At 58.7% G+C, this 22,462-nt stretch carries 21 protein-coding genes; 17 read left to right on the top strand and 4 right to left on the bottom strand.

The annotated features are described in order from the left end of the window. Positions 1–22 precede the first annotated feature (22 nt). On the top strand, positions 23–760 hold the full coding sequence (gene trmN, locus ACLEXF_RS09975) for a tRNA(1)(Val) (adenine(37)-N(6))-methyltransferase TrmN (RefSeq protein WP_407259634.1): 738 nt from the start codon (positions 23–25) through the stop codon (positions 758–760). Here trmN and nadB read toward each other — a convergent pair. Further along, positions 745–2,364, bottom strand: a complete 1,620-nt coding sequence (gene nadB / locus ACLEXF_RS09970) for an L-aspartate oxidase (RefSeq protein ID WP_017900412.1) — start codon at positions 2,362–2,364, stop codon at positions 745–747. The genes trmN and nadB overlap by 16 nt on opposite strands. 319 nt (positions 2,365–2,683) lie before the next feature. Between nadB and rseD the strand changes: the two genes are divergently transcribed. From rseD to acpS, 12 genes are all read left to right on the top strand, one after another. Next, a complete protein-coding gene (rseD, locus tag ACLEXF_RS09965; RefSeq protein WP_122383554.1) occupies positions 2,684–2,788 on the top strand; it encodes a rpoE leader peptide RseD in 105 nt (34 codons plus the stop codon). Then, positions 2,785–3,360: an RNA polymerase sigma factor RpoE gene (gene rpoE, locus ACLEXF_RS09960; RefSeq protein WP_002914074.1), complete on the top strand. Its 576-nt coding sequence runs from the start codon at positions 2,785–2,787 to the stop codon at positions 3,358–3,360. The genes rseD and rpoE overlap by 4 nt, the downstream gene beginning before the upstream one ends. 32 nt (positions 3,361–3,392) lie before the next feature. Continuing rightward, positions 3,393–4,043, top strand: a complete 651-nt coding sequence (gene rseA / locus ACLEXF_RS09955; RefSeq protein WP_004201820.1) for an anti-sigma-E factor RseA — start codon at positions 3,393–3,395, stop codon at positions 4,041–4,043. Then, positions 4,043–4,999: a sigma-E factor regulatory protein RseB gene (gene rseB, locus ACLEXF_RS09950; RefSeq protein WP_004201821.1), complete on the top strand. Its 957-nt coding sequence runs from the start codon at positions 4,043–4,045 to the stop codon at positions 4,997–4,999. The genes rseA and rseB overlap by 1 nt, the downstream gene beginning before the upstream one ends. Beyond that, the gene (gene rseC / locus ACLEXF_RS09945) at positions 4,996–5,475 is read left to right on the top strand and encodes a SoxR-reducing system protein RseC (RefSeq protein WP_004201822.1); all 480 of its coding nucleotides are present in this window, start codon (positions 4,996–4,998) and stop codon (positions 5,473–5,475) included. Before rseB ends, rseC begins: the two co-directional genes overlap by 4 nt. 185 nt (positions 5,476–5,660) lie before the next feature. After that, the gene (lepA, locus tag ACLEXF_RS09940; protein WP_004201823.1) at positions 5,661–7,460 is read left to right on the top strand and encodes a translation elongation factor 4; all 1,800 of its coding nucleotides are present in this window, start codon (positions 5,661–5,663) and stop codon (positions 7,458–7,460) included. Positions 7,461–7,475: 15 nt separating this feature from the next. Then, positions 7,476–8,450, top strand: a complete 975-nt coding sequence (gene lepB, locus ACLEXF_RS09935) for a signal peptidase I (protein WP_004201827.1) — start codon at positions 7,476–7,478, stop codon at positions 8,448–8,450. A gap of 249 nt (positions 8,451–8,699) precedes the next feature. Further along, the gene (gene rnc / locus ACLEXF_RS09930; RefSeq protein ID WP_002914065.1) at positions 8,700–9,380 is read left to right on the top strand and encodes a ribonuclease III; all 681 of its coding nucleotides are present in this window, start codon (positions 8,700–8,702) and stop codon (positions 9,378–9,380) included. Then, a complete protein-coding gene (era, locus tag ACLEXF_RS09925; protein WP_017900415.1) occupies positions 9,377–10,282 on the top strand; it encodes a GTPase Era in 906 nt (301 codons plus the stop codon). The genes rnc and era overlap by 4 nt, the downstream gene beginning before the upstream one ends. An 11-nt stretch (positions 10,283–10,293) precedes the next feature. Beyond that, positions 10,294–11,031, top strand: a complete 738-nt coding sequence (gene recO, locus ACLEXF_RS09920; protein WP_004201833.1) for a DNA repair protein RecO — start codon at positions 10,294–10,296, stop codon at positions 11,029–11,031. Between the two features lie 11 nt (positions 11,032–11,042). Beyond that, positions 11,043–11,774, top strand: coding sequence for a pyridoxine 5'-phosphate synthase (gene pdxJ / locus ACLEXF_RS09915; RefSeq protein ID WP_064189956.1), 732 nt, complete (start codon positions 11,043–11,045; stop codon positions 11,772–11,774). Further along, positions 11,774–12,154, top strand: coding sequence for a holo-ACP synthase (acpS, locus tag ACLEXF_RS09910; RefSeq protein ID WP_004201835.1), 381 nt, complete (start codon positions 11,774–11,776; stop codon positions 12,152–12,154). Before pdxJ ends, acpS begins: the two co-directional genes overlap by 1 nt. A gap of 12 nt (positions 12,155–12,166) precedes the next feature. On the opposite strand, the gene ACLEXF_RS09905 is transcribed toward acpS, so the two are convergent. Next, the gene (locus tag ACLEXF_RS09905; RefSeq protein ID WP_004144350.1) at positions 12,167–12,427 is read right to left on the bottom strand and encodes a YfhL family 4Fe-4S dicluster ferredoxin; all 261 of its coding nucleotides are present in this window, start codon (positions 12,425–12,427) and stop codon (positions 12,167–12,169) included. A 56-nt stretch (positions 12,428–12,483) separates the two neighbouring features. Beyond that, a complete protein-coding gene (locus ACLEXF_RS09900) occupies positions 12,484–13,332 on the bottom strand; it encodes a MurR/RpiR family transcriptional regulator (protein ID WP_017900417.1) in 849 nt (282 codons plus the stop codon). 211 nt (positions 13,333–13,543) lie between these two features. Here ACLEXF_RS09900 and yfhb point away from each other — a divergent pair, with 211 nt between their 5' ends. Beyond that, a complete protein-coding gene (gene yfhb / locus ACLEXF_RS09895) occupies positions 13,544–14,179 on the top strand; it encodes a phosphatidylglycerophosphatase C (RefSeq protein WP_004201838.1) in 636 nt (211 codons plus the stop codon). 62 nt (positions 14,180–14,241) lie between these two features. Then, positions 14,242–14,751, top strand: a complete 510-nt coding sequence (gene tadA, locus ACLEXF_RS09890) for a tRNA adenosine(34) deaminase TadA (protein WP_023318886.1) — start codon at positions 14,242–14,244, stop codon at positions 14,749–14,751. Here tadA and mltF read toward each other — a convergent pair. Next, a complete protein-coding gene (gene mltF, locus ACLEXF_RS09885; protein WP_004201842.1) occupies positions 14,748–16,364 on the bottom strand; it encodes a membrane-bound lytic murein transglycosylase MltF in 1,617 nt (538 codons plus the stop codon). The genes tadA and mltF overlap by 4 nt on opposite strands. Before the next feature lie 175 nt (positions 16,365–16,539). Between mltF and purL the strand changes: the two genes are divergently transcribed. Next, the gene (gene purL, locus ACLEXF_RS09880) at positions 16,540–20,427 is read left to right on the top strand and encodes a phosphoribosylformylglycinamidine synthase (protein ID WP_065878254.1); all 3,888 of its coding nucleotides are present in this window, start codon (positions 16,540–16,542) and stop codon (positions 20,425–20,427) included. Positions 20,428–21,019: 592 nt separating this feature from the next. Further along, positions 21,020–22,441 (top strand): sensor histidine kinase, encoded by a 1,422-nt coding sequence (locus ACLEXF_RS09875; protein ID WP_004201845.1) that lies wholly within the window; start codon positions 21,020–21,022, stop codon positions 22,439–22,441. Positions 22,442–22,462 lie beyond the last annotated feature (21 nt).

Below are 22,462 nucleotides of genomic sequence, written 5' to 3'. Positions count from 1 at the left end.
TTTGTCGGCAAGGTTATTGAGGATGTCTCAGTCGAAGTTTGCGCTGCCGCGCAATGGTTTTACCTTCAAACAGTTTTTTATCGCCCACGATCGTTGCGCGATGAAGGTGGGTACCGACGGCATTTTGCTCGGTGCCTGGGCGCCGATTGCCGGGGTGAAGCATGTGCTGGATATTGGCGCGGGCAGCGGCTTGCTGGCGCTAATGCTCGCCCAGCGTACCGGCGATGATGTATGTGTCGATGCGGTTGAACTGGACGCAGAGGCCGCCGCCCAGGCGCAGGAAAATGCTCTCGCGTCGCCATGGGCTGCGCGGGTTGAGGTCTGTCAGGCCGATATTCATCAGTGGCAGCCGCCGCAGACCCGACGCTATCAACTGATAATCAGTAACCCGCCCTTTTTTGCGGAAGGGGTGCCTTGCGCCACCTCGCAGCGGGAGCAGGCGCGGTATACCACTACGCTCGATCACACTTCTCTGCTGACCTGCGCCGCTGAACATATCACCGAAGAAGGCTTTTTTTGCGTGGTGCTGCCGGTAGATATCGGTAATGCGTTTATCGAACGGGCAACCGCGATGGGCTGGCACCTGCGACTGCGCACTGACGTGGCGGAGACCGAGCTGCGGCCGCCGCACCGGGTGCTGCTGGCTTTCTCCCCGACGGCGGGGGAGTGTTTCAGCGACAGGCTGGCGATTCGCGGGCCAGAGCAGCAGTATTCTGAAGGCTTTACCGCTCTGACCGCGGATTTTTATCTCTTTATGTGAGCCAGGGGCGACAGTATCGACGGGCCGCTGTTCGGCAGCGGCTGCGGATAGTCGAGGGTGTAATGCAGACCGCGGCTCTCTTTGCGCAACATCGCGCAGCGTACGATAAGCTCCGCCACCTGCACCAGATTGCGCAGCTCCAGCAGATTATTCGAGACGCGGAAGCGGGCGTAATACTCATCCAGCTCCTGCTGCAGCATGGTAATGCGCCGCAGGGCGCGCTCCAGCCTGCGGGTGGTGCGCACAATCCCCACGTAATCCCACATCAGCAGCCGCAGCTCGTGCCAGTTATGCTGGATAACCACCAGTTCATCCGGGATCTCCACCTGACTTTCATCCCACGCCGGCAGGGTGCTAACCTTCTGGGCCAGCGGCAGGCGTCGGGCAATATCTTCCGCGGCGGACCAGCCGTAAACCAGGCACTCCAGCAGCGAGTTCGAGGCCATACGGTTCGCGCCGTGCAGCCCGGTATAGCTGACTTCGCCGATAGCGTATAACCCATCGACGTCGGTGCGGCCATTATCATCCACCATCACGCCGCCGCAGGTGTAATGTGCGGCAGGGACGACCGGCACCGGATCTTTGGTTAAATCAATTCCCAGGCCGAGCAGCTTCTCGTAAATCATCGGGAAGTGCTGGCGAACAAACGCCTCGGGTTTATGGCTGATATCAAGGAACATACAGTCCACGCCAAGGCGCTTCATCTCATGATCGATGGCGCGGGCGACGATATCGCGTGGAGCCAGCTCGCCGCGTTCGTCAAAGTCCGGCATAAAGCGGGTGCCGTCCGGGCGTTTAAGGTGGGCGCCTTCGCCGCGCAGCGCTTCGGTAAGCAGGAAGTTGCGCGCCTGCGGATGATACAGCGCGGTGGGGTGAAACTGGTTAAATTCCAGATTCGCCACCCGGCAGCCCGCCCGCCAGGCCATCGCGATACCGTCTCCGGAAGAGACGTCGGGGTTAGTGGTGTATTGATAAACCTTGGCGGCTCCGCCGGTGGCGAGCACCACCGCCTTCGCGCTGCAGGTTTCCACGCGCTCTTTATTGCGGTTCCAGATCCACGCCCCGACCACCCGGCGCGTGCCTGGCAAGCCAATCTTATCCGATACGATCAAGTCGACGGCATTGCTGCGCTCAAGGATGCGGATATTGGGGTGGGCGAGGGCTTTATCGACCAGCGTCGTCTCCACCGCTTTGCCGGTAGCGTCGGCGGCGTGGAGAATGCGCCGATGGCTGTGACCCCCTTCGCGCGTGAGATGATAGCTCTCTTCGCCATTGGCCTGGACCTGAGTGTCAAACAATACGCCCTGATCGATAAGCCACTGGACGCATGATCTGGCATTGCTGGCGACGAAGGTGACCGCATGGCGATCGCATAACCCTGCGCCGGCAATCAGGGTATCTTCGACATGGGATTCAATACTGTCCGTCTCGTCGAAAACGGCGGCAATCCCGCCCTGGGCATAGAACGTAGAACCTTCGCTGATCGGCCCTTTACTCAGCACGGTCACCGAACTGTGCTCTGCCAGGCGCAGCGCAAGGGAGAGGCCGGCAGCGCCGCTGCCGATAATCAACACATCACAAGAGAAGTCAGGAGTGGTATTCATCGTCTTTGTTTAATTTACTAAACACATTTAGCTCACAATAGCACCAGCTCGTGAGGAATCGTACATTTTTTTTGGCGGGCGTTGTGACGGCTAAACAGCAGGCGAGCGGAAACGGTCTGGAGCACGGCGAAAATGAGACGCGTGGCAGGTTGATAGCATTGGATTTTATAGTGAAATAAACGCCGTGTTACGATACCCTTCAGGCGGGCCTGCGCTTTTTCTTATTGACTAACCTATCGTTTAGCAACCAGGGCATATAATGATTGATAACGATCTGCCGCCGTTGCCAGACAAAAAACAAAAAGCGTAACGGAACTTTATTGTTTTCATACACTCCAACAGTCAGCTTGCTCATAATGCAGATTTTGGGTGGTGTTTTGAAGACGCATGGGAATTGGGTTTGGGGAGACATTACCTCGGATGAGCGAGCAGTTAACGGATCAGGTCCTTGTTGAACGGGTCCAGAAAGGAGATCAGAAAGCGTTTAATTTGCTGGTAGTGCGCTATCAGCATAAGGTCGCGAGCCTGGTTTCCCGCTATGTACCGCCGGGCGATATCGCTGACGTCGTTCAGGAATCGTTCGTTAAGGCATGGCGTGCGCTGGACTCTTTCCGGGGAGATAGCGCTTTTTACACCTGGTTATACCGTATCGCCGTCAATACGGCGAAGAATTATCTGGTTGCTCAGGGACGCCGTCCGCCGTCCAGCGATGTTGACGCCAACGAGGCGGAAAACTTCGAAAGCGGCGGAGCGTTGAAAGAAATTTCGAACCCTGAGAACTTAATGTTGTCAGAAGAACTGAGACAAATAGTTTTTCGTACCATTGAATCGCTCCCGGAAGATTTACGCATGGCAATTACGTTACGGGAGCTGGATGGCCTGAGCTATGAAGAGATAGCCGCTATCATGGATTGTCCGGTTGGGACGGTGCGTTCGCGTATCTTCCGGGCGCGAGAAGCTATTGATAATAAAGTTCAACCGCTTATCAGGCGTTGACGATAGCGGAATACTGGAAAAGGGTATCAGGCATGCAGAAAGAAAAACTTTCGGCTTTAATGGATGGTGAAACGCTGGATAACGAACTGCTCAACGAGCTGAGTCGTTCTTCTGAGATGCAAAAAACCTGGGAGAGTTACCACCTTATCCGCGATACGCTGCGTGGCGATACCGCAGAGGTGCTGCAATTTGATATCTCCGCCCGGGTGATGGCCGCCATTGAAAATGAGCCCGTTCGTCAGACGGCGCCGCTTATTCCTGAATCTCAGCCCGCACCACACCAGTGGCGGCAGATGCCGTTCTGGAACAAAGTGCGTCCGTGGGCCAGCTCACTAACCCAGATGGGCGTTGCCGCCTGCGTATCGCTTGCGGTTATCGTCGGCGTCCAGCACTATAATGGGCAGTCTGATGCCGCTCAGCAGCCAGAGGCGCCGGTGTTCAATACGCTGCCAATGATGGGCAAAGCGAGCCCGGTAAGTCTTGGCGTACCGGCTGACGCATCAGCAGGTAGCGGCCAGCAGGCTCAGGTCCAGGAACAGCGCCGGCGGATTAACGCCATGCTGCAGGACTACGAACTGCAGCGCCGCCTGCACGCTGAGCAGCTTCAGTTTGGCCAGGCCCAGACTCAGCAGGCCGCAGTCCAGGTGCCGGGTTATCAAACTTTAGGAACGCAATCGCAGTAATGAAGCAACTTTGGTGTGCCATGTCGCTCATGGCAGGCAGTCTGTTGTTCTCTGTCAACGCCTCGGCTGATACATCGTCCGGGGCGTTGTTGCAGCAGATGAACCTGGCCAGCCAGTCCCTCAACTATGAGCTCTCGTTCGTCAGCATCAGCAAACAAGGCGTTGAGTCGCTGCGCTATCGTCACGCGCGACTGAACAATCAACCGCTGGCGCAGCTTCTGCAGCTGGACGGTCCGCGCCGGGAAGTGGTCCTGCGCGGTACGGAAATCAGCTATTTTGAACCCGGCCTCGATCCGTTCACCCTGAACGGCGACTATATCGTCGATTCGCTGCCGTCGTTGGTTTACAGCGATTTCAAACGTCTCAGCGCAGCCTATGATTTTATCTCCGTGGGTCGTACCCGTATCGCCGACCGCCTCTGCGACGTGATCCGCGTCGTGGCTCGCGACGGCACGCGCTATAGCTTTATCGCCTGGCTGGACGCTGAGACTAAGCTGCCGCTGCGCGTCGATTTACTCGACCGCGACGGTGAAACGCTGGAGCAGTTCCGGGTCGTCTCTTTCAACGTTGGCGATAACGTCAGCGCCAGCATGGAGACGCTGGCAAAAGCGAATTTGCCGCCGCAGCTGTCGGTGCCTGAAGGGGGCGACAAAGCCAACTTTAACTGGGCGCCGACGTGGCTCCCTCAGGGCATGACTGAGGTTTCCAGCAGCCAGCGTCGTCTGCCCACCTTTGATGGTCCGGTAGAATCACGTCTCTATTCCGACGGCTTGTTCAGCTTCTCGATCAATATCAACCGCGCCACCGCGGCCAGCAGCGACCAGCTGTTGCGCACCGGCCGACGCACCGTCAGCACGACGGTACGCGATAACGCGGAGATCACCGTGGTGGGCGAACTGCCGCCGCAGACGGCGAAGCGTATCTCAGACAGCATTAAATTCAAGGCAGTACAATGATCAAAGAGTGGGCCACCGTGGTTTCCTGGCATAACGGCGTGGCGCAGGTGCACTGCGACGTTAAAGCCTCCTGCAGCAGTTGCGCCTCCCGCGCCGGCTGCGGCAGCCGGGTATTAAACAAGCTGGGGCCGCAGACCAGCCATACCATCAGCGTGCCCTGCGAGCAGCCGTTGACGGCGGGGCAAAAAGTGGAGCTGGGGATCGCCGAGAGCAGTCTGCTGGGTTCGGCGCTGTTGGTCTACATGGCGCCGCTGGTGGGTCTGTTTGTGATGGCGTCGATTTTCCAGGTGCTGTTTGCCAGCGATATCGCGTCACTTTGCGGCGCGCTGCTGGGCGGCGTCGGCGGGTTCCTGGTGGCGCGCGGTCTGTCGCCGCAGCTGGCAGCGCGCCAGTCGTGGCAGCCGGTGATCCTGAGCGTCGCGTTGCCGCCGGATCTGGTGCGTATCGAAACGCCTTCCTCCGACATGGGTCAGTGATTTCACTGGCCCTTATCTGTATTTACCCTTCCTGTTACAACGCCACAATTTCTGCGGTTATGCTGGATCTAACAGCATTTCCTGGTTTCAAGGATGTAGTGTAGAATGCGGCGTTTTCGGATTAAAAAACGTCAGGCACAGTACAGCGGCCTCATGATACTCGTAAGGCATAATTAACTCTAAATATGAAGAATATACGTAACTTTTCGATCATCGCTCACATCGACCACGGTAAGTCGACGCTGTCTGACCGTATCATCCAGATTTGCGGTGGCCTTTCTGATCGTGAAATGGAAGCCCAGGTTCTGGACTCCATGGATCTTGAGCGCGAACGCGGGATCACTATCAAGGCGCAGAGCGTCACCCTGGACTATAAGGCCAACGACGGTGAGACCTATCAGCTGAACTTTATCGACACCCCGGGCCACGTGGACTTCTCCTATGAAGTCTCCCGTTCCCTCGCCGCGTGCGAAGGCGCGCTGCTGGTGGTTGACGCCGGGCAGGGCGTAGAAGCCCAGACCCTGGCCAACTGCTACACCGCCATGGAGATGGACCTGGAGGTCGTTCCGGTACTCAACAAGATCGACCTGCCTGCGGCCGACCCTGAGCGCGTAGCGGACGAGATTGAAGATATCGTCGGGATCGATGCCCATGATGCGGTGCGCTGCTCGGCGAAAACCGGCGTCGGCGTGACCGACGTGCTGGAGCGTCTGGTGCGCGATATTCCGCCGCCGGAAGGCGATCCGGACGCGCCGCTGCAGGCGCTGATTATCGACTCCTGGTTCGATAACTACCTCGGCGTGGTGTCGCTGGTGCGGATTAAAAACGGCACCATGCGCAAGGGCGATAAGATCAAGGTCATGAGCACCGGCCAGGTCTATAACGCCGACCGTCTGGGCATCTTTACCCCGAAACAGGTTGACCGTACCGAGCTGAAATGCGGCGAGGTTGGCTGGCTGGTCTGCGCGATCAAAGACATCCTCGGCGCGCCGGTGGGCGATACCCTGACCGCCGCCCGCAACCCGGCAGACAAAGCGCTGCCTGGCTTTAAGAAGGTGAAACCGCAGGTGTATGCCGGCCTGTTCCCGGTGAGCTCCGATGATTATGAAGCTTTCCGCGACGCGCTGGGCAAACTGAGCCTCAACGACGCCTCTCTGTTCTACGAGCCGGAAAGTTCTACCGCGCTGGGCTTCGGCTTCCGCTGCGGCTTCCTCGGCCTGCTGCACATGGAGATCATTCAGGAGCGTCTGGAGCGTGAATACGATCTCGACCTGATCACTACCGCGCCGACGGTAGTGTACGAAGTGGAGACCACCTCCAAAGAAGTTATCTACGTCGACAGCCCGTCCAAGCTGCCGCCGCTGAATAATATTCAGGAGCTGCGCGAGCCGATCGCCGAGTGTCACATGCTGCTGCCGCAGGAGTTCCTCGGCAACGTGATCACTCTGTGTGTGGAGAAACGTGGTGTGCAGACCAACATGGTTTACCACGGTAAACAGGTGGCGCTGACCTACGAAATCCCGATGGCGGAAGTGGTGCTCGACTTCTTCGACCGTCTGAAGTCTACCTCCCGCGGCTATGCGTCGCTGGACTACAACTTCAAACGCTTCCAGGCGTCGAACATGGTACGCGTCGATGTGCTGATCAACGGCGAGCGCGTCGATGCGCTGGCGCTGATCACCCACAACGATAACGCGCCGTATCGCGGCCGCGAGCTGGTGGAAAAGATGAAAGATCTTATTCCGCGTCAGCAGTTCGACATCGCGATTCAGGCGGCCATCGGCAACCACATCATCGCGCGCTCTACCGTGAAACAGCTGCGTAAAAACGTGCTGGCGAAATGCTACGGCGGTGACGTCAGCCGTAAGAAAAAGCTGCTGCAGAAGCAGAAAGAAGGTAAGAAGCGTATGAAGCAGGTCGGTAACGTTGAACTGCCGCAGGAAGCGTTCCTCGCCATTCTGCACGTTGGTAAAGACGGCAAATAACCCTAAGGAGTTGGCATGGCGAACATGTTTGCCCTGATCCTGGTGATTGCAACCCTGGTGACGGGCGTTTTATGGTGCCTGGACAAGTTCATTTTTGCACCGAAACGTCGTGAGCGTCAGGCCGCTGCTCAGGCAGCGACCGGCGAGCAGCTGGACAAAAAGACGTTGAAGAAAGTCGGCCCGAAACCGGGCTGGCTGGAAACCGGCGCATCAGTTTTCCCGGTGCTGGCGATCGTTCTGGTGGTACGTTCATTCATTTATGAGCCGTTCCAGATCCCGTCCGGTTCGATGATGCCGACTCTGCTGATTGGCGATTTCATCCTGGTGGAGAAATTTGCCTACGGCATTAAAGATCCTATCTACCAGAAAACGCTGATCGAGACGGGCCATCCGAAGCGCGGCGACATCGTGGTGTTTAAATATCCGGAAGACCCGCGCCTGGACTACATCAAGCGCGCGGTGGGGCTACCGGGGGATAAGGTCACCTACGATCCGATTGCCAAGCAGGTCACTATTCAGCCGGGCTGCAGCTCCGGACAGGCCTGCGGCAACGCGCTGCCGGTGACTTACTCCAACGTGGAGCCGAGCGATTTCGTTCAGACTTTCTCCCGCAGCAACGGCGGCGAGGCGAGCAGCGGTTTCTGGCAGCTGCCGAAGGGCGAAACCAAAGCCGACGGCATTCGCCTCACCGAGCGTCAGGAGACGTTGGGCGACGTCACGCATCGTATTCTGATGGTGCCGATTGCTCAGGATCAGGCTGGCATGTATTACCATCAGAGCGGTCTGCCGCTGGCCACCTGGATTGTGCCGCCGGGTCAGTACTTCATGATGGGCGACAACCGGGATAACAGCGCCGACAGCCGTTACTGGGGCTTTGTGCCGGAAGCAAACCTGGTCGGAAAAGCCACCGCTATCTGGATGAGTTTTGAAAAGCAGGAAGGTGAATGGCCGACCGGTGTGCGGTTATCGCGCATTGGTGGAATTCATTAATTTCATCTGCTGAATTCACGCCGCTGCTGTTATCGCAGCGGCGTGAATTATTTAGTATTTAAATCCATTCAAACTAACGACATCCCGTGTCGTTGCGTATAGAATATCCCCCCGAAGTTTTTGGTTGTCGCTCTGCCGGGTGACACTGCACACGAAAGCGTATTGGTCTGTTTCAACTTCCTGTTTGAAGCGTATGCTCAGGTCGGTTTCGTGTGCTGCATCTTTGACGCATTCATTTATTGGTAACGCATGAACCCCATCGTAATTAATCGGCTTCAACGAAAGCTGGGCTACACTTTTCATCATCAGGAGCTGTTGCAACAGGCATTAACTCACCGCAGTGCCAGCAGCAAACATAATGAGCGCCTGGAATTTTTAGGCGACTCCATTTTAAGTTTCGTGATCGCTAACGCGCTGTATCATCGCTTTCCTCGCGTGGATGAAGGCGACATGAGCCGTATGCGCGCGACGCTGGTGCGCGGCAACACGCTGGCGGAAATCGCCCGCGAGTTTGAGCTGGGCGAATGCTTGCGCCTCGGGCCGGGCGAACTGAAAAGCGGCGGTTTCCGTCGCGAATCGATTCTCGCGGACACCGTTGAAGCGTTAATTGGCGGGGTTTTCCTCGACAGCGATATTCAGAACGTTGAACGCTTAATTCTCTCCTGGTACCAGACTCGTCTGGACGAAATCAGCCCGGGCGATAAGCAAAAGGATCCGAAGACGCGTCTGCAGGAGTATCTGCAGGGTCGTCATCTGCCGCTGCCGTCCTACCTGGTGGTCCAGGTGCGCGGCGAAGCGCACGATCAGGAATTTACTATCCACTGCCAGGTCAGTGGCCTGAGTGAACCGGTGGTTGGCACAGGTTCCAGCCGTCGTAAGGCGGAGCAGGCTGCCGCCGAACAGGCGCTGAAAAAGCTGGAGCTGGAATGAGCGAAGAAAAAAGTTATTGTGGGTTTGTCGCCATCGTGGGTCGTCCAAACGTTGGCAAATCCACGCTGTTGAATAAGCTGCTTGGGCAGAAGATCTCGATCACCTCCCGTAAAGCGCAGACCACCCGTCACCGCATCGTCGGCATCCATACCGAAGGGCCGTATCAGGCGATTTACGTCGATACTCCGGGCCTGCATATGGAAGAGAAGCGCGCCATTAACCGCCTGATGAACAAAGCGGCCAGCAGCTCGATTGGCGATGTTGAACTGGTCATCTTCGTGGTGGAAGGCACCCGCTGGACGCAGGACGACGAGATGGTGCTCAACAAGCTGCGCGACGCGAAAGCGCCGGTGATCCTCGCGGTCAACAAGGTAGATAACGTGCAGGAAAAAGCGGATCTGTTACCGCACCTGCAGTTCCTCGCCAGCCAGATGAACTTCCTTGATATCGTGCCGATGTCGGCGGAAACGGGGACCAACGTCGACACCATCGCGGCGATCGTGCGTAAGCATCTGCCGGAAGCGATCCATCACTTCCCGGAAGATTATATTACCGATCGTTCCCAGCGCTTTATGGCCTCCGAAATCATCCGTGAAAAACTGATGCGTTTCCTTGGCGCTGAGCTGCCGTACTCCGTCACCGTGGAAATCGAACGTTTTGTGACCAACGAGCGCGGCGGTTATGACATCAACGGCCTGATCCTCGTCGAGCGTGAAGGGCAGAAGAAGATGGTGATTGGCAACAAAGGCGCCAAAATCAAAACCATCGGTATCGAAGCGCGTAAGGACATGCAGGAGATGTTTGAAGCGCCGGTGCACCTCGAGCTGTGGGTTAAAGTGAAATCCGGCTGGGCCGATGACGAGCGCGCCCTGCGCAGTCTCGGTTATGTTGACGACCTCTGAGTTAACGCAACGTGGATGGATGGCAGCGCGCCTTTGTCCTGCATAGCCGACCGTGGAGCGAAACCAGCCTGATGCTGGACGTCTTCACGGAAGAATCCGGTCGCGTGCGCCTGGTTGCCAAGGGCGCACGCTCCAAACGCTCGAATCTTAAAGGCGCTTTACAACCCTTTACCCCCTTGCTGGTTCGCTTCGGCGGCCGCGGCGAAGTCAAAACCCTGCGCAGCGCGGAAGCTGTCTCGCTGGCGCTGCCGCTCAGCGGCATCACCCTCTACAGCGGTCTTTACGTTAACGAGCTTATCTCCCGTGTGCTGGAGCACGAAACGCGCTTCTCCGAACTCTTTTTTGACTATTTGCACTGCATTCAGGCGCTCGCCGGGGCCAGCGGCTCGCCGGAGCCGGCGCTGCGGCGCTTTGAGCTGGCGCTGCTCGGGCACCTGGGCTATGGCGTGGATTTTCTCCACTGCGCCGGGAGCGGCGAGCCGGTGGACGACACCATGACCTACCGCTATCGCGAAGAAAAAGGCTTTATTGCCAGCCTGGTGATTGATAACAACACGTTTACCGGGCACCATTTGAAAGCGTTGGCGAGTCGCGAGTTTCCTGATGTTGATACGCTGCGCGCCGCGAAGCGCTTTACCCGTATCGCCCTGAAGCCCTATCTCGGCGGCAAACCGCTCAAGAGCCGGGAATTGTTTCGCCAGTTTATGCCCGCGCGAAAGGCGCGAGCGGATAATACGAAGAATGATTAACGAGGATTGTCATGGCTGAATTACTGTTAGGGGTCAATATTGACCATATCGCGACCTTGCGTAACGCCCGCGGCACCGCCTACCCGGATCCGGTTCAGGCGGCTTTCATTGCCGAACAGGCCGGCGCCGACGGCATTACCGTGCATCTGCGCGAAGACCGCCGCCATATCACCGATCGCGATGTGCGTATCCTGCGCCAGACGCTGCACACCCGCATGAATCTTGAAATGGCGGTCACCGAAGAGATGCTGACGATCGCCTGCGAAACCAAACCGCATTTCTGCTGCCTGGTGCCGGAGAAGCGCCAGGAAGTGACCACCGAAGGCGGGCTGGACGTCGCCGGCCAGCGCGACAAGATGCGTGATGCCTGTCAACGCCTGGCGGATGCCGGCATCCTGGTCTCCCTGTTTATCGATGCGGATGAAGCGCAGATCAAAGCGGCAGCGGACGTTGGCGCGCCATATATCGAAATCCACACCGGCTGCTATGCCGATGCTAAAACCGACGCCGAGCAGGCGAAGGAGCTGGAACGTATTGCCAAAGCGGCCGCCTACGCCGCCAGCCTCGGCCTGAAGGTTAATGCGGGTCACGGTCTGACCTATCACAACGTGAAAGCGATTGCTGCGCTGCCTGAAATGCATGAGCTGAATATCGGTCACGCGATTATTGGCCGCGCGGTGATGAGCGGCCTGAAACAGGCGGTCGCGGAAATGAAGCGTCTGATGCTGGAAGCGCGCGGCTAATGGCCATTCTCGGGCTGGGTACCGACATCGTCGAGATCGCCCGCATCGAAGCGGTGATCGCCCGCAGCGGCGATCGCCTTGCCCGCCGGGTGCTGAGCGACCATGAATGGAGCATTTGGGAGCAGCACCAGCAGCCGGTGCGTTTTCTGGCGAAACGCTTTGCGGTCAAGGAAGCGGCGGCGAAAGCGCTGGGGACCGGGATCCGCAACGGGCTGGCCTTTAATCAGTTCGAAGTTTACAACGATGAGCTGGGCAAGCCGAAGCTGCGGCTATGGGGTGAGGCGCAACGGCTGGCGGAACGGTTGGGGGTGAGCCATATTCATGTCACGCTCGCCGATGAGCGCCATTACGCCTGCGCCACGGTGATTGTCGAAAGCTAAGCGCGACGGCGGTTAAATTTTATCCGCGTGGTGCATCAGGACGAATTTATCCCACAGCTGTTCTTCACTCTCGACGTGTGCCGGATCTTTCAGAATAGTATTCGGGATCGGGCACACCTTCTGGCAGGTGGGCGTATCGTAATGGCCCACGCATTCGGTGCAGCGGTCGCTGTTAATTTCATAAATGCTGTCACCCATCGAAATGGCCTCATTGGGGCACTCCGGCTCGCACATATCGCAGTTGATGCATTTTTTGGTAATTAACAGCGCCATCAGGAAAATCTCAGAAACAACACAAACAGGGCGGGCATTATACGCCCATTTTCTGCTCAGACCAGCTTTTTCACCAGCGCTTCGCTATGGCGAATGCGCTCCGGCGCCCGCTCCAGATCCTGCTGCACCAGCCCCATAAACAGCAGGTCGGTGAGCATCATTTGCGCGCTGGTGGAGGAGATGGCCGCGCTGCGCGTCGCCTGCTCTTCGGCGATAGTATACAGGCAGTGGGTCGCCTGCTGCTGCAGGGCGTTAGGGCTAAAGCCGGTGATCGCCAGGATCTTACAGCCGACGCGCAGCGCTTCACCGGCCGCCATATTGATCTCCCGACGCTCGCCGGAGTAAGAGATCGCCAGCAGCAGATCGTCGCTGGACATGGCCTGCACCGTCGCCAGCAGAGCGTGCATATCCTGCTCAGAGACAGCGTTGACGCCGATCTTCATCAGCTTCCAGCTAAAGTTACGCGCCACCAGGCCGGACGCGCCAATCCCGGTGACGATCACCCGCCGGGCGTTGCGCAGCAGCGTGACGGCTTCCCGCAGCGTCTCTTCAGTGTTGACGTCCAGCGAGGCATGCATGGCGGCGACATTGTCTTTGATGAGTTTCTCGCCCACCAGACGCAGCGGGTCGTCACCGCGAATGTGGTTATGTACCGGGACGGAGTGCGGATCCGGGCTGCTGGCCAGCGCTTCACTCAGCGCCAGCTTCAGCGCCGGAAAGCCTTTGAACCCCAGTTTTTGGGCAAATTTAACCACGCTGGACTGACTCACCCCGGCTTCCGTCGCCAGCTGCTGTGAGCTGAGGTGCCGGGTGTCATCGGGTTGGCTCAGAATAAAATCGGCCAACTTTTTGTCGCTCGCCGCCAGGGTGGGATAGCGCTGACGAATACGCGTTAAACAGTTCATTGGAGCTCCGCTGGAGCCGTCCGGCTCGTGACTGAAAGAATTTTTATTCGATTATAAGGGGTATACCACGAATTAAAAATTCATAAGCCACAATTTTTCCTTCGCCTGCTAATTTAATTCTTCCTTAACGGCAGGGATGTTTTCCCTCTTCATGGCATAAGACTGTTAAGCTTACCCTAACGAGAAGTGAATCCTGAGAGAAGGGGGCAGTTTGCAGCACAGTGAACGGAGAGTGGTGTTTTTCGATCTGGACGGAACCTTGCATCAACAGGATATGTTCGGCAGTTTTCTGCGCTACCTGCTGCGCCATCTGCCGCTGAACCTGCTGCTGGTGGTGGCGATGGGGCCGGTGATCCTTGCCGGGCTGGCGGTGTGCGGGCGGGCGGCGCGCTGGCCGATGAGCCTCCTGCTATGGGCGTCAACCTTTGGCCGTCGCGAGGCGGTACTGAAGCGGCTGGAAGCGGAGTTTGTCGGCTGGTTTCGTCATCATGTGACAGCGTTTCCCGTGGTTCATGCGCGGCTGACGGCCTACCTCACCAGTACCGATGCCGACGTCTGGTTGATCACCGGCTCGCCGCAGTCGCTGGTGGAACAGGTTTATCGCGATACCCTCTGGCTGCCGCGGGTGAATCTGATAGCCAGCCGCACCGCGCGCCGCTGGGGCGGCTGGGTATTGACCCTGCGCTGCCTGGGCCATGAAAAGGTGGTGCAGCTGGAGAAAAAGATTGGCGCACCGCTGCAGCTGTATAGCGGCTATAGCGACAGTGAGCAGGATAACCCGTTGCTCGGCTTTTGCCAGCATCGCTGGCGGGTCACCCCGCAGGGAGAGCTGCAGCAGCTGGAGTAATAGTGTGTAATTGATAGCTCCCATGTATAATGCGCCCCGCTTTTTCTGCTGGAGTGGCCGCTGTGTCTGACCTCGAACTCAATGATGAATACTGGATGCGTCATGCCCTGACGCTGGCGAAGCGCGCCTGGGAAGAGGGCGAGGTACCGGTGGGCGCGGTGCTGGTGCATAACAATCAGGTCATTGGCGAGGGCTGGAACCGGCCGATAGGCCGTCACGACCCTACCGCCCATGCGGAAATTATGGCCTTACGCCAGGGCGGACTGGTGCTGCAAAACTACCGCCTGATCGATGCCACGCTGTACGTGACCCTCGAGCCCTGCGTGATGTGCGCGGGGGCGATGGTGCACAGCCGTATCGCCCGCCTGGTGTTTGGCGCCAGGGATGCCAAGACCGGTGCCGCCGGCTCGCTGATGGATGTTCTGCATCACCCGGGAATGAACCATCGGGTTGAGATTAGCGAAGGCGTGCTGGCGGAGTCCTGCTCTGCCATGCTGAGCGACTTCTTCCGCTGGCGGCGGGAAGAGAAAAAAGCGCTGAAGAAAGCCCGGGAGCAGAACGGGGAAAGTTAATACAGGTGGCCCGGGAGTTTCATCCGGGCATTATCCATCTGTTTATCGGCGCGAAACTTGAAAAAGGGCAGGGTGGTCTCCTGCGGCTGTTCGAGCTCATTGGGGAGCACGGCCGGGTAATCTTCCGCCAGGGCCAGCGTTTGCTGCTGCTGGCGCTCCTTCTCTGACAAATAGCCGACAAGGCTTATCTGATATTTGCGGATGTTTTCCACATAGGCGTAGGCCTCATGGCCGCGGGCATAGCCGTATTTTAGTTTGCTGTAATAGGGTTTCTGGCTCAGCAGCGGTAAACGCAGCTTAACGTCCGCCCAGCTGTTAGGATTGCCTTTCTGTTTGCGGGTGAGGGCCATGGCGTCCAGCATATGGGCATAGCCCATATTGTAAGCGGCCAGCGCAAACCAGATGCGTTCATCTTTCGGGATCGAATCCGGCACTTTATCCATCATATCCTGTAGATAGCGCATGCCGCCGTCGATACTCTGCGCCGCATCGGTCCGGTCAGTCAGCCCCAGACTTTGCGCCGTATTGCGCGTGAGCATCATCATGCCGCGCACGCCGGTAGGAGAGGTGGCCTGTGGATCCCAGTGGGATTCCTGCCAGGCGATGGCGGCCAGCAGGCGCCAGTCGATCTCGCGGGCGTACTTTTCAAACAGCGGCTGCACCTCCGGAAGAATGTTTTCCACCGCGCGCAGGAAGGTGCGGGTATCGACGTAATCAAAATCGTTGCCGTGGCCGAGGTACTTCTCCTCCAGGCGCGCCAGGGTGCCGTCTTCATTGATGTTGTTGAAGAAATCAAGCATCGCCGCCGACAGGGAATTATCATCGTCCCGGGCGCTGAACCAGGTGACCGGCTGTTCGTCGGTGATATCGAGGGCTACCGCCAGCTCCGGATGGACGCGCTGAAACAGGCTGACGGCCACCGAGTCGGCGATGGTGTAATCGAGTTTGCCGTCAATCACCGCCTGCATCAGCGCCGTGGTGCCGCGTTTTTCGTCCACGCGCCAGGCAAGATCCGGGTATTTCTCGGCTTTTAAGGTCTGCAGGTCGTTGATCGCCACGTGGCCCGGAGCGATGGCGAGCTGCTCGGCGGTCAGCGCCGCGAGGGTGCGCGGCCGGGTATTGCCGACGCGGTAGACCAGCTGTTGCGAAACAGAATAGTAAGTGGGGCCGGCCTGATAGTTTTTCACCCGCTCCTGGTTATAGACCAGCCCGGCAGCCAGCATATCGGCCTGACCGTCGTCGAGGTCGTCAAACAGCTGGCTGATGTTCTGCCGGACGGTTATCTTAAGCGTCACGCCGAGGTAGTCGGCAAACTGCTTCGCCAGTTCGTAGTCCAGGCCGAACGTTTTATTGTTCATGGTGGCAAAGGTCATCGGCGAGTTGATGGTGCTGATGCGCAGCTCGCCGCGAGCGATAATACCCGCCACCCGGTTCTCGGGTTTACCGGACCAGGGGATCGACGGCCACAGGGCAGCCGCCAGCAAAAGGGTGACAATGCCGATCAGCAGATAATTAATCTTTAATTTTTTCAGCGCGTTAATCTTCTGCAGCTTCAGGTTCCTCAGCAGGCGATGTCCGGAAAAAACGCAAGGTTGTCGTCGAATGAGCGGCATTCTGCTTAAGAATGCGCCAGTTGGCAACTTATTCGCGATAGGCGTCACATTTATTGATAAACAGCATCAATGATTTTATTTCTACGCAAACGGTTTCGTCGGGGCGCAGGATTCACTATAATGACGCCCGTTTCCCCCCCTGGCTCACCCTGAAAGCTTCGAAGACGAGAGACTTATGATGGAAATTTTGCGTGGTTCACCTGCACTGTCGGCATTCCGTATTAATAAACTGCTGGCACGATTTCAGGCGGCCAACCTTCCGGTAAGCGCCATATACGCCGAGTATATTCATTTTGCCGATCTGAACGCCCCGCTGAGCGCTGACGATCGCGAGCGCCTGGCGCGACTGCTTAAATATGGCCCGAGCTTAAACAGCCATACCCCGACCGGTAAATTACTGCTCGTGACCCCTCGCCCTGGCACCATCTCTCCCTGGTCTTCTAAAGCTACCGATATCGCCCATAACTGCGGCCTGGCTCAGGTTGTGCGTCTGGAGCGCGGCGTGGCGTATTATGTTGAAGCCTCGACCCTGAGCGAAGCGCAGTGGACCGCGGTGGCGGCGGAACTGCACGACCGCATGATGGAGAGCGTCTTCGACGCGCTGGAAGCGGGCGAAAAGCTGTTCGCTCACCATCAGCCGACGCCGGTGACCAGCGTTGACCTGCTGGGCGAAGGGCGTCAGGCGCTGATTGACGCCAACCTCCGTTTGGGTCTGGCGCTGGCAGATGACGAAATTGACTACCTGCAGGACGCGTTTACCCGTCTGGGACGCAATCCGAACGACATCGAGCTGTACATGTTCGCCCAGGCGAACTCAGAGCACTGTCGCCACAAGATTTTCAACGCCGACTGGATCATCGACGGCGAACAGCAGCCGAAGTCGCTGTTCAAAATGATCAAAAACACCTTCGAAAAAACGCCGGACTACGTCCTGTCGGCCTATAAAGACAACGCCGCGGTGATGGAAGGGTCTGAAGTGGGGCGCTATTTTGCCGACCACCAGACCGGGCGCTACGACTTCCATCAGGAGCCGGCGCACATTCTGATGAAGGTGGAAACCCATAACCACCCGACGGCCATCTCCCCATGGCCGGGCGCGGCAACCGGCTCCGGCGGCGAGATCCGCGATGAAGGCGCCACCGGCCGCGGCGCGAAGCCGAAAGCGGGTCTGGTGGGCTTCTCGGTTTCCAACCTGCGCATCCCGGGCTTCGAACAGCCGTGGGAAGAAGATTTCGGGAAACCGGATCGCATCGTCACCGCCCTGGACATCATGACCGAAGGCCCGCTGGGCGGCGCGGCGTTTAACAACGAATTTGGTCGTCCGGCGCTGAACGGCTACTTCCGCACCTATGAAGAGAAAGTCACCAGCCATAACGGCGAAGAGCTGCGCGGCTACCACAAACCGATCATGCTGGCCGGCGGTATCGGTAACATCCGCGGCGAGCACGTGCAGAAGGGCGAGATTACCGTCGGCGCGAAGCTGATCGTGCTGGGCGGCCCGGCGATGAACATCGGCCTCGGCGGCGGCGCGGCGTCTTCCATGGCCTCCGGCCAGTCCGATGCCGACCTCGATTTCGCCTCCGTCCAGCGTGACAACCCGGAAATGGAGCGTCGCTGTCAGGAGGTGATCGACCGCTGCTGGCAGCTGGGCGACGCCAACCCGATCCTGTTTATCCACGACGTCGGCGCCGGCGGTCTCTCCAACGCCATGCCGGAGCTGGTCAGCGACGGCGGCCGCGGCGGTAAATTCCAGCTGCGCGATATCCTGAGCGATGAGCCAGGCATGAGCCCGCTGGAGATCTGGTGTAACGAATCGCAGGAACGTTATGTCCTGGCAGTCGCCCCGGAGCAACTGCCGCTGTTTGACGAGCTGTGCCGCCGCGAGCGCGCGCCATATGCGGTTATCGGCGAAGCCACCGCCGAGCAGCACCTGAGCCTGAGCGACAGCCACTTTAACGATCAGCCGATCGATCTGCCGCTGGACGTCCTGCTTGGTAAAACGCCGAAAATGACCCGCGACGTGCAGACTCTGAAAGCCCAGGGCAGCGCGCTGGATCGCCAACCGATCACCATCGCCGACGCGGTTAACCGCGTACTGCACCTGCCGACGGTGGCCGAGAAAACCTTCCTCGTGACCATCGGCGATCGCACCGTGACCGGCATGGTCGCTCGCGACCAGATGGTCGGCCCGTGGCAGATCCCGGTGGCCAACTGCGCGGTAACCACCGCCAGCCTCGACAGCTACTACGGCGAAGCGATGGCGATGGGCGAGCGCGCCCCGGTTGCTCTGCTGGACTTCGCCGCCTCCGGCCGTCTGGCGGTTGGCGAAGCGCTGACCAACATCGCCGCCACGCAGATTGGCGAGCTGAACCGCGTGAAGCTGTCGGCTAACTGGATGGCCGCTGCCGGCCACCCGGGCGAAGACGCTGGCCTGTATGAGGCGGTGAAAGCGGTGGGCGAAGAGCTGTGCCCGGCGCTGGGCCTGACCATTCCGGTCGGCAAAGACTCAATGTCGATGAAAACCCGCTGGCAGGAAGGCAGCGAGCAGCGTGAGATGACCTCTCCGCTGTCGCTGGTGATCTCCGCCTTCGCCCGTGTCGAAGATGTTCGTCATACCGTCACGCCGCAGCTCTCGACGGAAGATAACGCCCTGCTGCTGATCGACCTCGGTAAAGGGCACAACGCGCTGGGCGCGACGGCGCTGGCGCAGGTCTATCGCCAGCTCGGCGACAAGCCGGCTGACGTGCGCGATGTCGCGCAGCTGAAAGGCTTCTGGGATGCGATGCAGGCCCTGGTGGCGCAGCGTAAACTACTGGCCTACCACGACCGCTCCGACGGCGGCCTGCTGGTCACCCTGGCGGAAATGGCCTTTACCGGCCACTGCGGTGTGGAGGCGGATATCGCCGCGCTGGGCGACGACCGTCTGGCGGCGCTGTTCAACGAAGAGCTGGGGGCGGTGATCCAGGTCCGCGCCGCAGACCGTGAGGCGGTGGAAGCCATTCTGGCGGTTAACGGCCTGGCGGACTCTGTGCATTACCTCGGTAAAGCGGTCGAGGGCGATCGCTTCGTGCTGACCGCCGGCGATCAGACGGTGTTTAGCGAAAGCCGCACCACGCTGCGCATGTGGTGGGCGGAAACCACCTGGCAGATGCAGCGTCTGCGCGACAACCCGGCCTGCGCCGATCAGGAGCACGAGGCGAAAGCCAACGACGCCGACCCGGGCCTCAATGTGAAGCTCTCGTTTGATATTAATGACGATGTCGCCGCACCGTACATTGCCACCGGCGCGCGTCCGAAAGTGGCCGTCCTGCGCGAGCAGGGTGTGAACTCTCACGTTGAAATGGCGGCGGCCTTCCATCGCGCTGGCTTTGACGCCATTGACGTGCATATGAGCGACCTGCTGGCGGGCCGCACCGGTCTCGGCGATTTCCATGCCCTGGTGGCCTGCGGCGGCTTCTCCTACGGCGACGTGCTGGGGGCAGGTGAAGGCTGGGCGAAGTCGATTCTGTTCAACGAGCGCGTGCGCGATGAGTTCGCGACCTTCTTCCATCGTCCGCAGACCCTGGCGCTCGGCGTGTGCAACGGCTGTCAGATGATGTCCAATCTGCGCGAGCTGATCCCGGGCAGCGACCTGTGGCCGCGCTTTGTGCGCAACCACTCTGACCGCTTTGAAGCGCGCTTCAGCCTGGTGGAAGTGACGCAAAGCCCGTCTCTGCTGCTGCAAGGCATGGTTGGCTCACAGATGCCGATTGCGGTCTCCCACGGCGAAGGTCAGGTGGAAGTGCGCGACAGCGCGCATCTGGCCCAGCTGGAGAGCAAAGGCCTGGTGGCGCTGCGCTTCGTGGATAACTTCGGCAAAGTGACCGAAACCTATCCGGCGAACCCGAACGGTTCCCCGAACGGTATCACCGCCGTGACCAGCGAAAGCGGGCGTGCGACCATCATGATGCCGCACCCGGAACGCGTCTTCCGCACCGTAAGCAACTCCTGGCACCCGGAAAACTGGGGCGAAGACAGCCCGTGGATGCGTATCTTCCGCAATGCGCGTAAACAGCTGGGTTAATTTTCCCGCAGCGTGTCACGCGAACGTATCGGCCCCCTGCTCAGGCAGGGGGCTTTTTTTTATCTGTGACGGCCGGCACGCCAGGGTGTCGGGAATCACCGACAACCGGCATATTGCAGTGTCGCCAAAAGGCGACACTTAAGTTATTGATTTAAATGATGAGTAACTTGGGATACATTTGGTGTCGCTAATTGGCGACGCTATGGATAAAAAGTGTACTGCGCTGGGGTGGCTGGCTTTTATGGTTAAAGCCATATATATCAATGTGTTAATAAAATGTTTGGAAAGGTGGCATAGTTCATGCATAATAATAACCAGTGGCTCATTCACCTTCTTATGTCAGCCCCTTCGGGACGCGCTACATAAACTTCGAATGACGCACAAACAGGTGCCTGCCGTCCAACTCCTGATAATAGCCTGGCTTTATCAGACATCGGGCGAAACGTCGAGTAAGGCACCGCCTCATTCCTGAACAAAGCCAGGCCTTGCGCCTGGCTTTGTTGTTTCTGGGGCGCCGTGGCGACGGGTATCGCTTTTCTCCGGCGCGCTCCTCAGTTAGCATCGACCAGAGCTAATGATTGAGACCACACCTTTGAAGCGACTCTCTCTTTTTCCCCGTTCGCTGCGTCAGCTGGTGACGCTCTCCTTTGTGCTGATCCTGCTGCCGTTGCTGGTGCTGGCCTGGCAGGCCTGGCAGAGCCTCAATGCCCTCAGCGCCCAGGCGGCGCATATCAACCGTACGACGCTGGTCGATGCCCGCCGCAGTGAGGCGATGATCAATGCCGCGCTGGAGATGGAACGCAGCTATCGCCAGTACTGCGTGCTGGACGATCCGACGCTGGCGCGCGTCTATCAAAACCAGCGGCAGCGCTACAGCCAGATGCTGGACGCGCACGCCGGCGTGTTGCCGGACGAAAAGCTCTGGCAGGCGCTGCGCCAGGATGTCAGCGATCTGGCGCAGCTGCAGTGTAACAACAGCGGCCCTGACGCCGAGGCAGCCGCCAGACTGGAAGTTTTCGCCAGTAATAACAGCGACATGGTCCAGGCGACCCGGGCGGTGGTCTATTCCCGCGGCCAGCAGCTGCAGCAGGAGATTGCCGAGCGCGGCCAGTTTTTCGGCTGGCAGGCGCTGGTGCTGTTTCTGCTGAGCCTGGCGCTGGTGCTGCTTTTCACCCGCATGATCATCGGCCCGGTGAAAGGTATCGAAAGAATGATCAATCAGCTGGGCGCAGGGAAGTCGCTGGACGACGCGGCATTGTTTACTGGCCCGCGCGAGCTGCGCTCGGTGGGCAAGCGCATCATCTGGCTCAGCGAGCGCCTGGCATGGCTGGAGTCGCAGCGGCATCAGTTTCTTCGCCATCTGTCGCATGAGCTTAAAACCCCGCTGGCCAGTATGCGTGAAGGCACCGAGCTGTTGGCCGACCGGGTCGCCGGACCGCTGACGCCGGAGCAGCAGGAGATCGTCGAGATCCTCGACAGCAGCAGCCGCAACCTGCAAAAGCTGATTGAACAGCTGCTGGACTACAACCGCAAACAGGCCGACGGCCCGGTAGCCCGGGAAGCAGTGGACCTGGTGGAGCTGGTGGAAAACGTCGTGGCGGCGCACAGTTTGCCTGCGCGGGCTAAACTGATGCATACCGAGCTGGCGCTGCGGGCGCGGCATTGTCTGGCGGAGCCTGCGTTATTGATAAGCGTAATGGATAATCTCTACTCCAATGCGGTGCACTATGGCGCTGAATCCGGTAACATTCGTATCCATAGCTACCGGCACGGAGAGCAGGTGCGTATTGATGTCGCCAACAGCGGCGAACCGATCCCGGCCGCGGAAAAGAATATGATTTTTGAGCCTTTTTACCAGGGAAGTCACCAGCGTAAGGGGGCCGTTAAAGGCAGTGGGCTGGGGTTAAGCATCGCCCGCGACTGCGTCCGTCAGATGCAAGGGGAACTCAGTCTGGTTGACGCCCCCGCCGGGCAGGTCTGTTTTCGCATTACGCTACCCTCAGCGCCGGAATAATCCAACTAATGAATCGATATC

This window comes from Klebsiella pneumoniae complex sp. WS1778, assembly GCF_049472055.1.
Lineage (GTDB): Bacteria > Pseudomonadota > Gammaproteobacteria > Enterobacterales > Enterobacteriaceae > Klebsiella > Klebsiella quasipneumoniae.
This window is presented reverse-complemented; position numbering and strand designations above follow the sequence as displayed.

Excerpts from the sequence above, each read along its gene's own strand:
- trmN (WP_407259634.1), top strand. The coding sequence starts at position 23 with ATGTCTCAGTCGAAGTTTGCGCTGCCGCGCAATGGTTTTACCTTCAAA.
- nadB (WP_017900412.1), bottom strand. The coding sequence starts at position 2,364 with ATGAATACCACTCCTGACTTCTCTTGTGATGTGTTGATTATCGGCAGC.
- rpoE (WP_002914074.1), top strand. The coding sequence starts at position 2,785 with ATGAGCGAGCAGTTAACGGATCAGGTCCTTGTTGAACGGGTCCAGAAA.
- rseA (WP_004201820.1), top strand. The coding sequence starts at position 3,393 with ATGCAGAAAGAAAAACTTTCGGCTTTAATGGATGGTGAAACGCTGGAT.
- rseB (WP_004201821.1), top strand. The coding sequence starts at position 4,043 with ATGAAGCAACTTTGGTGTGCCATGTCGCTCATGGCAGGCAGTCTGTTG.
- rseC (WP_004201822.1), top strand. The coding sequence starts at position 4,996 with ATGATCAAAGAGTGGGCCACCGTGGTTTCCTGGCATAACGGCGTGGCG.
- lepA (WP_004201823.1), top strand. The coding sequence starts at position 5,661 with ATGAAGAATATACGTAACTTTTCGATCATCGCTCACATCGACCACGGT.
- lepB (WP_004201827.1), top strand. The coding sequence starts at position 7,476 with ATGGCGAACATGTTTGCCCTGATCCTGGTGATTGCAACCCTGGTGACG.
- rnc (WP_002914065.1), top strand. The coding sequence starts at position 8,700 with ATGAACCCCATCGTAATTAATCGGCTTCAACGAAAGCTGGGCTACACT.
- era (WP_017900415.1), top strand. The coding sequence starts at position 9,377 with ATGAGCGAAGAAAAAAGTTATTGTGGGTTTGTCGCCATCGTGGGTCGT.
- pdxJ (WP_064189956.1), top strand. The coding sequence starts at position 11,043 with ATGGCTGAATTACTGTTAGGGGTCAATATTGACCATATCGCGACCTTG.
- acpS (WP_004201835.1), top strand. The coding sequence starts at position 11,774 with ATGGCCATTCTCGGGCTGGGTACCGACATCGTCGAGATCGCCCGCATC.
- ACLEXF_RS09905 (WP_004144350.1), bottom strand. The coding sequence starts at position 12,427 with ATGGCGCTGTTAATTACCAAAAAATGCATCAACTGCGATATGTGCGAG.
- ACLEXF_RS09900 (WP_017900417.1), bottom strand. The coding sequence starts at position 13,332 with ATGAACTGTTTAACGCGTATTCGTCAGCGCTATCCCACCCTGGCGGCG.
- mltF (WP_004201842.1), bottom strand. The coding sequence starts at position 16,364 with ATGCCGCTCATTCGACGACAACCTTGCGTTTTTTCCGGACATCGCCTG.
- purL (WP_065878254.1), top strand. The coding sequence starts at position 16,540 with ATGATGGAAATTTTGCGTGGTTCACCTGCACTGTCGGCATTCCGTATT.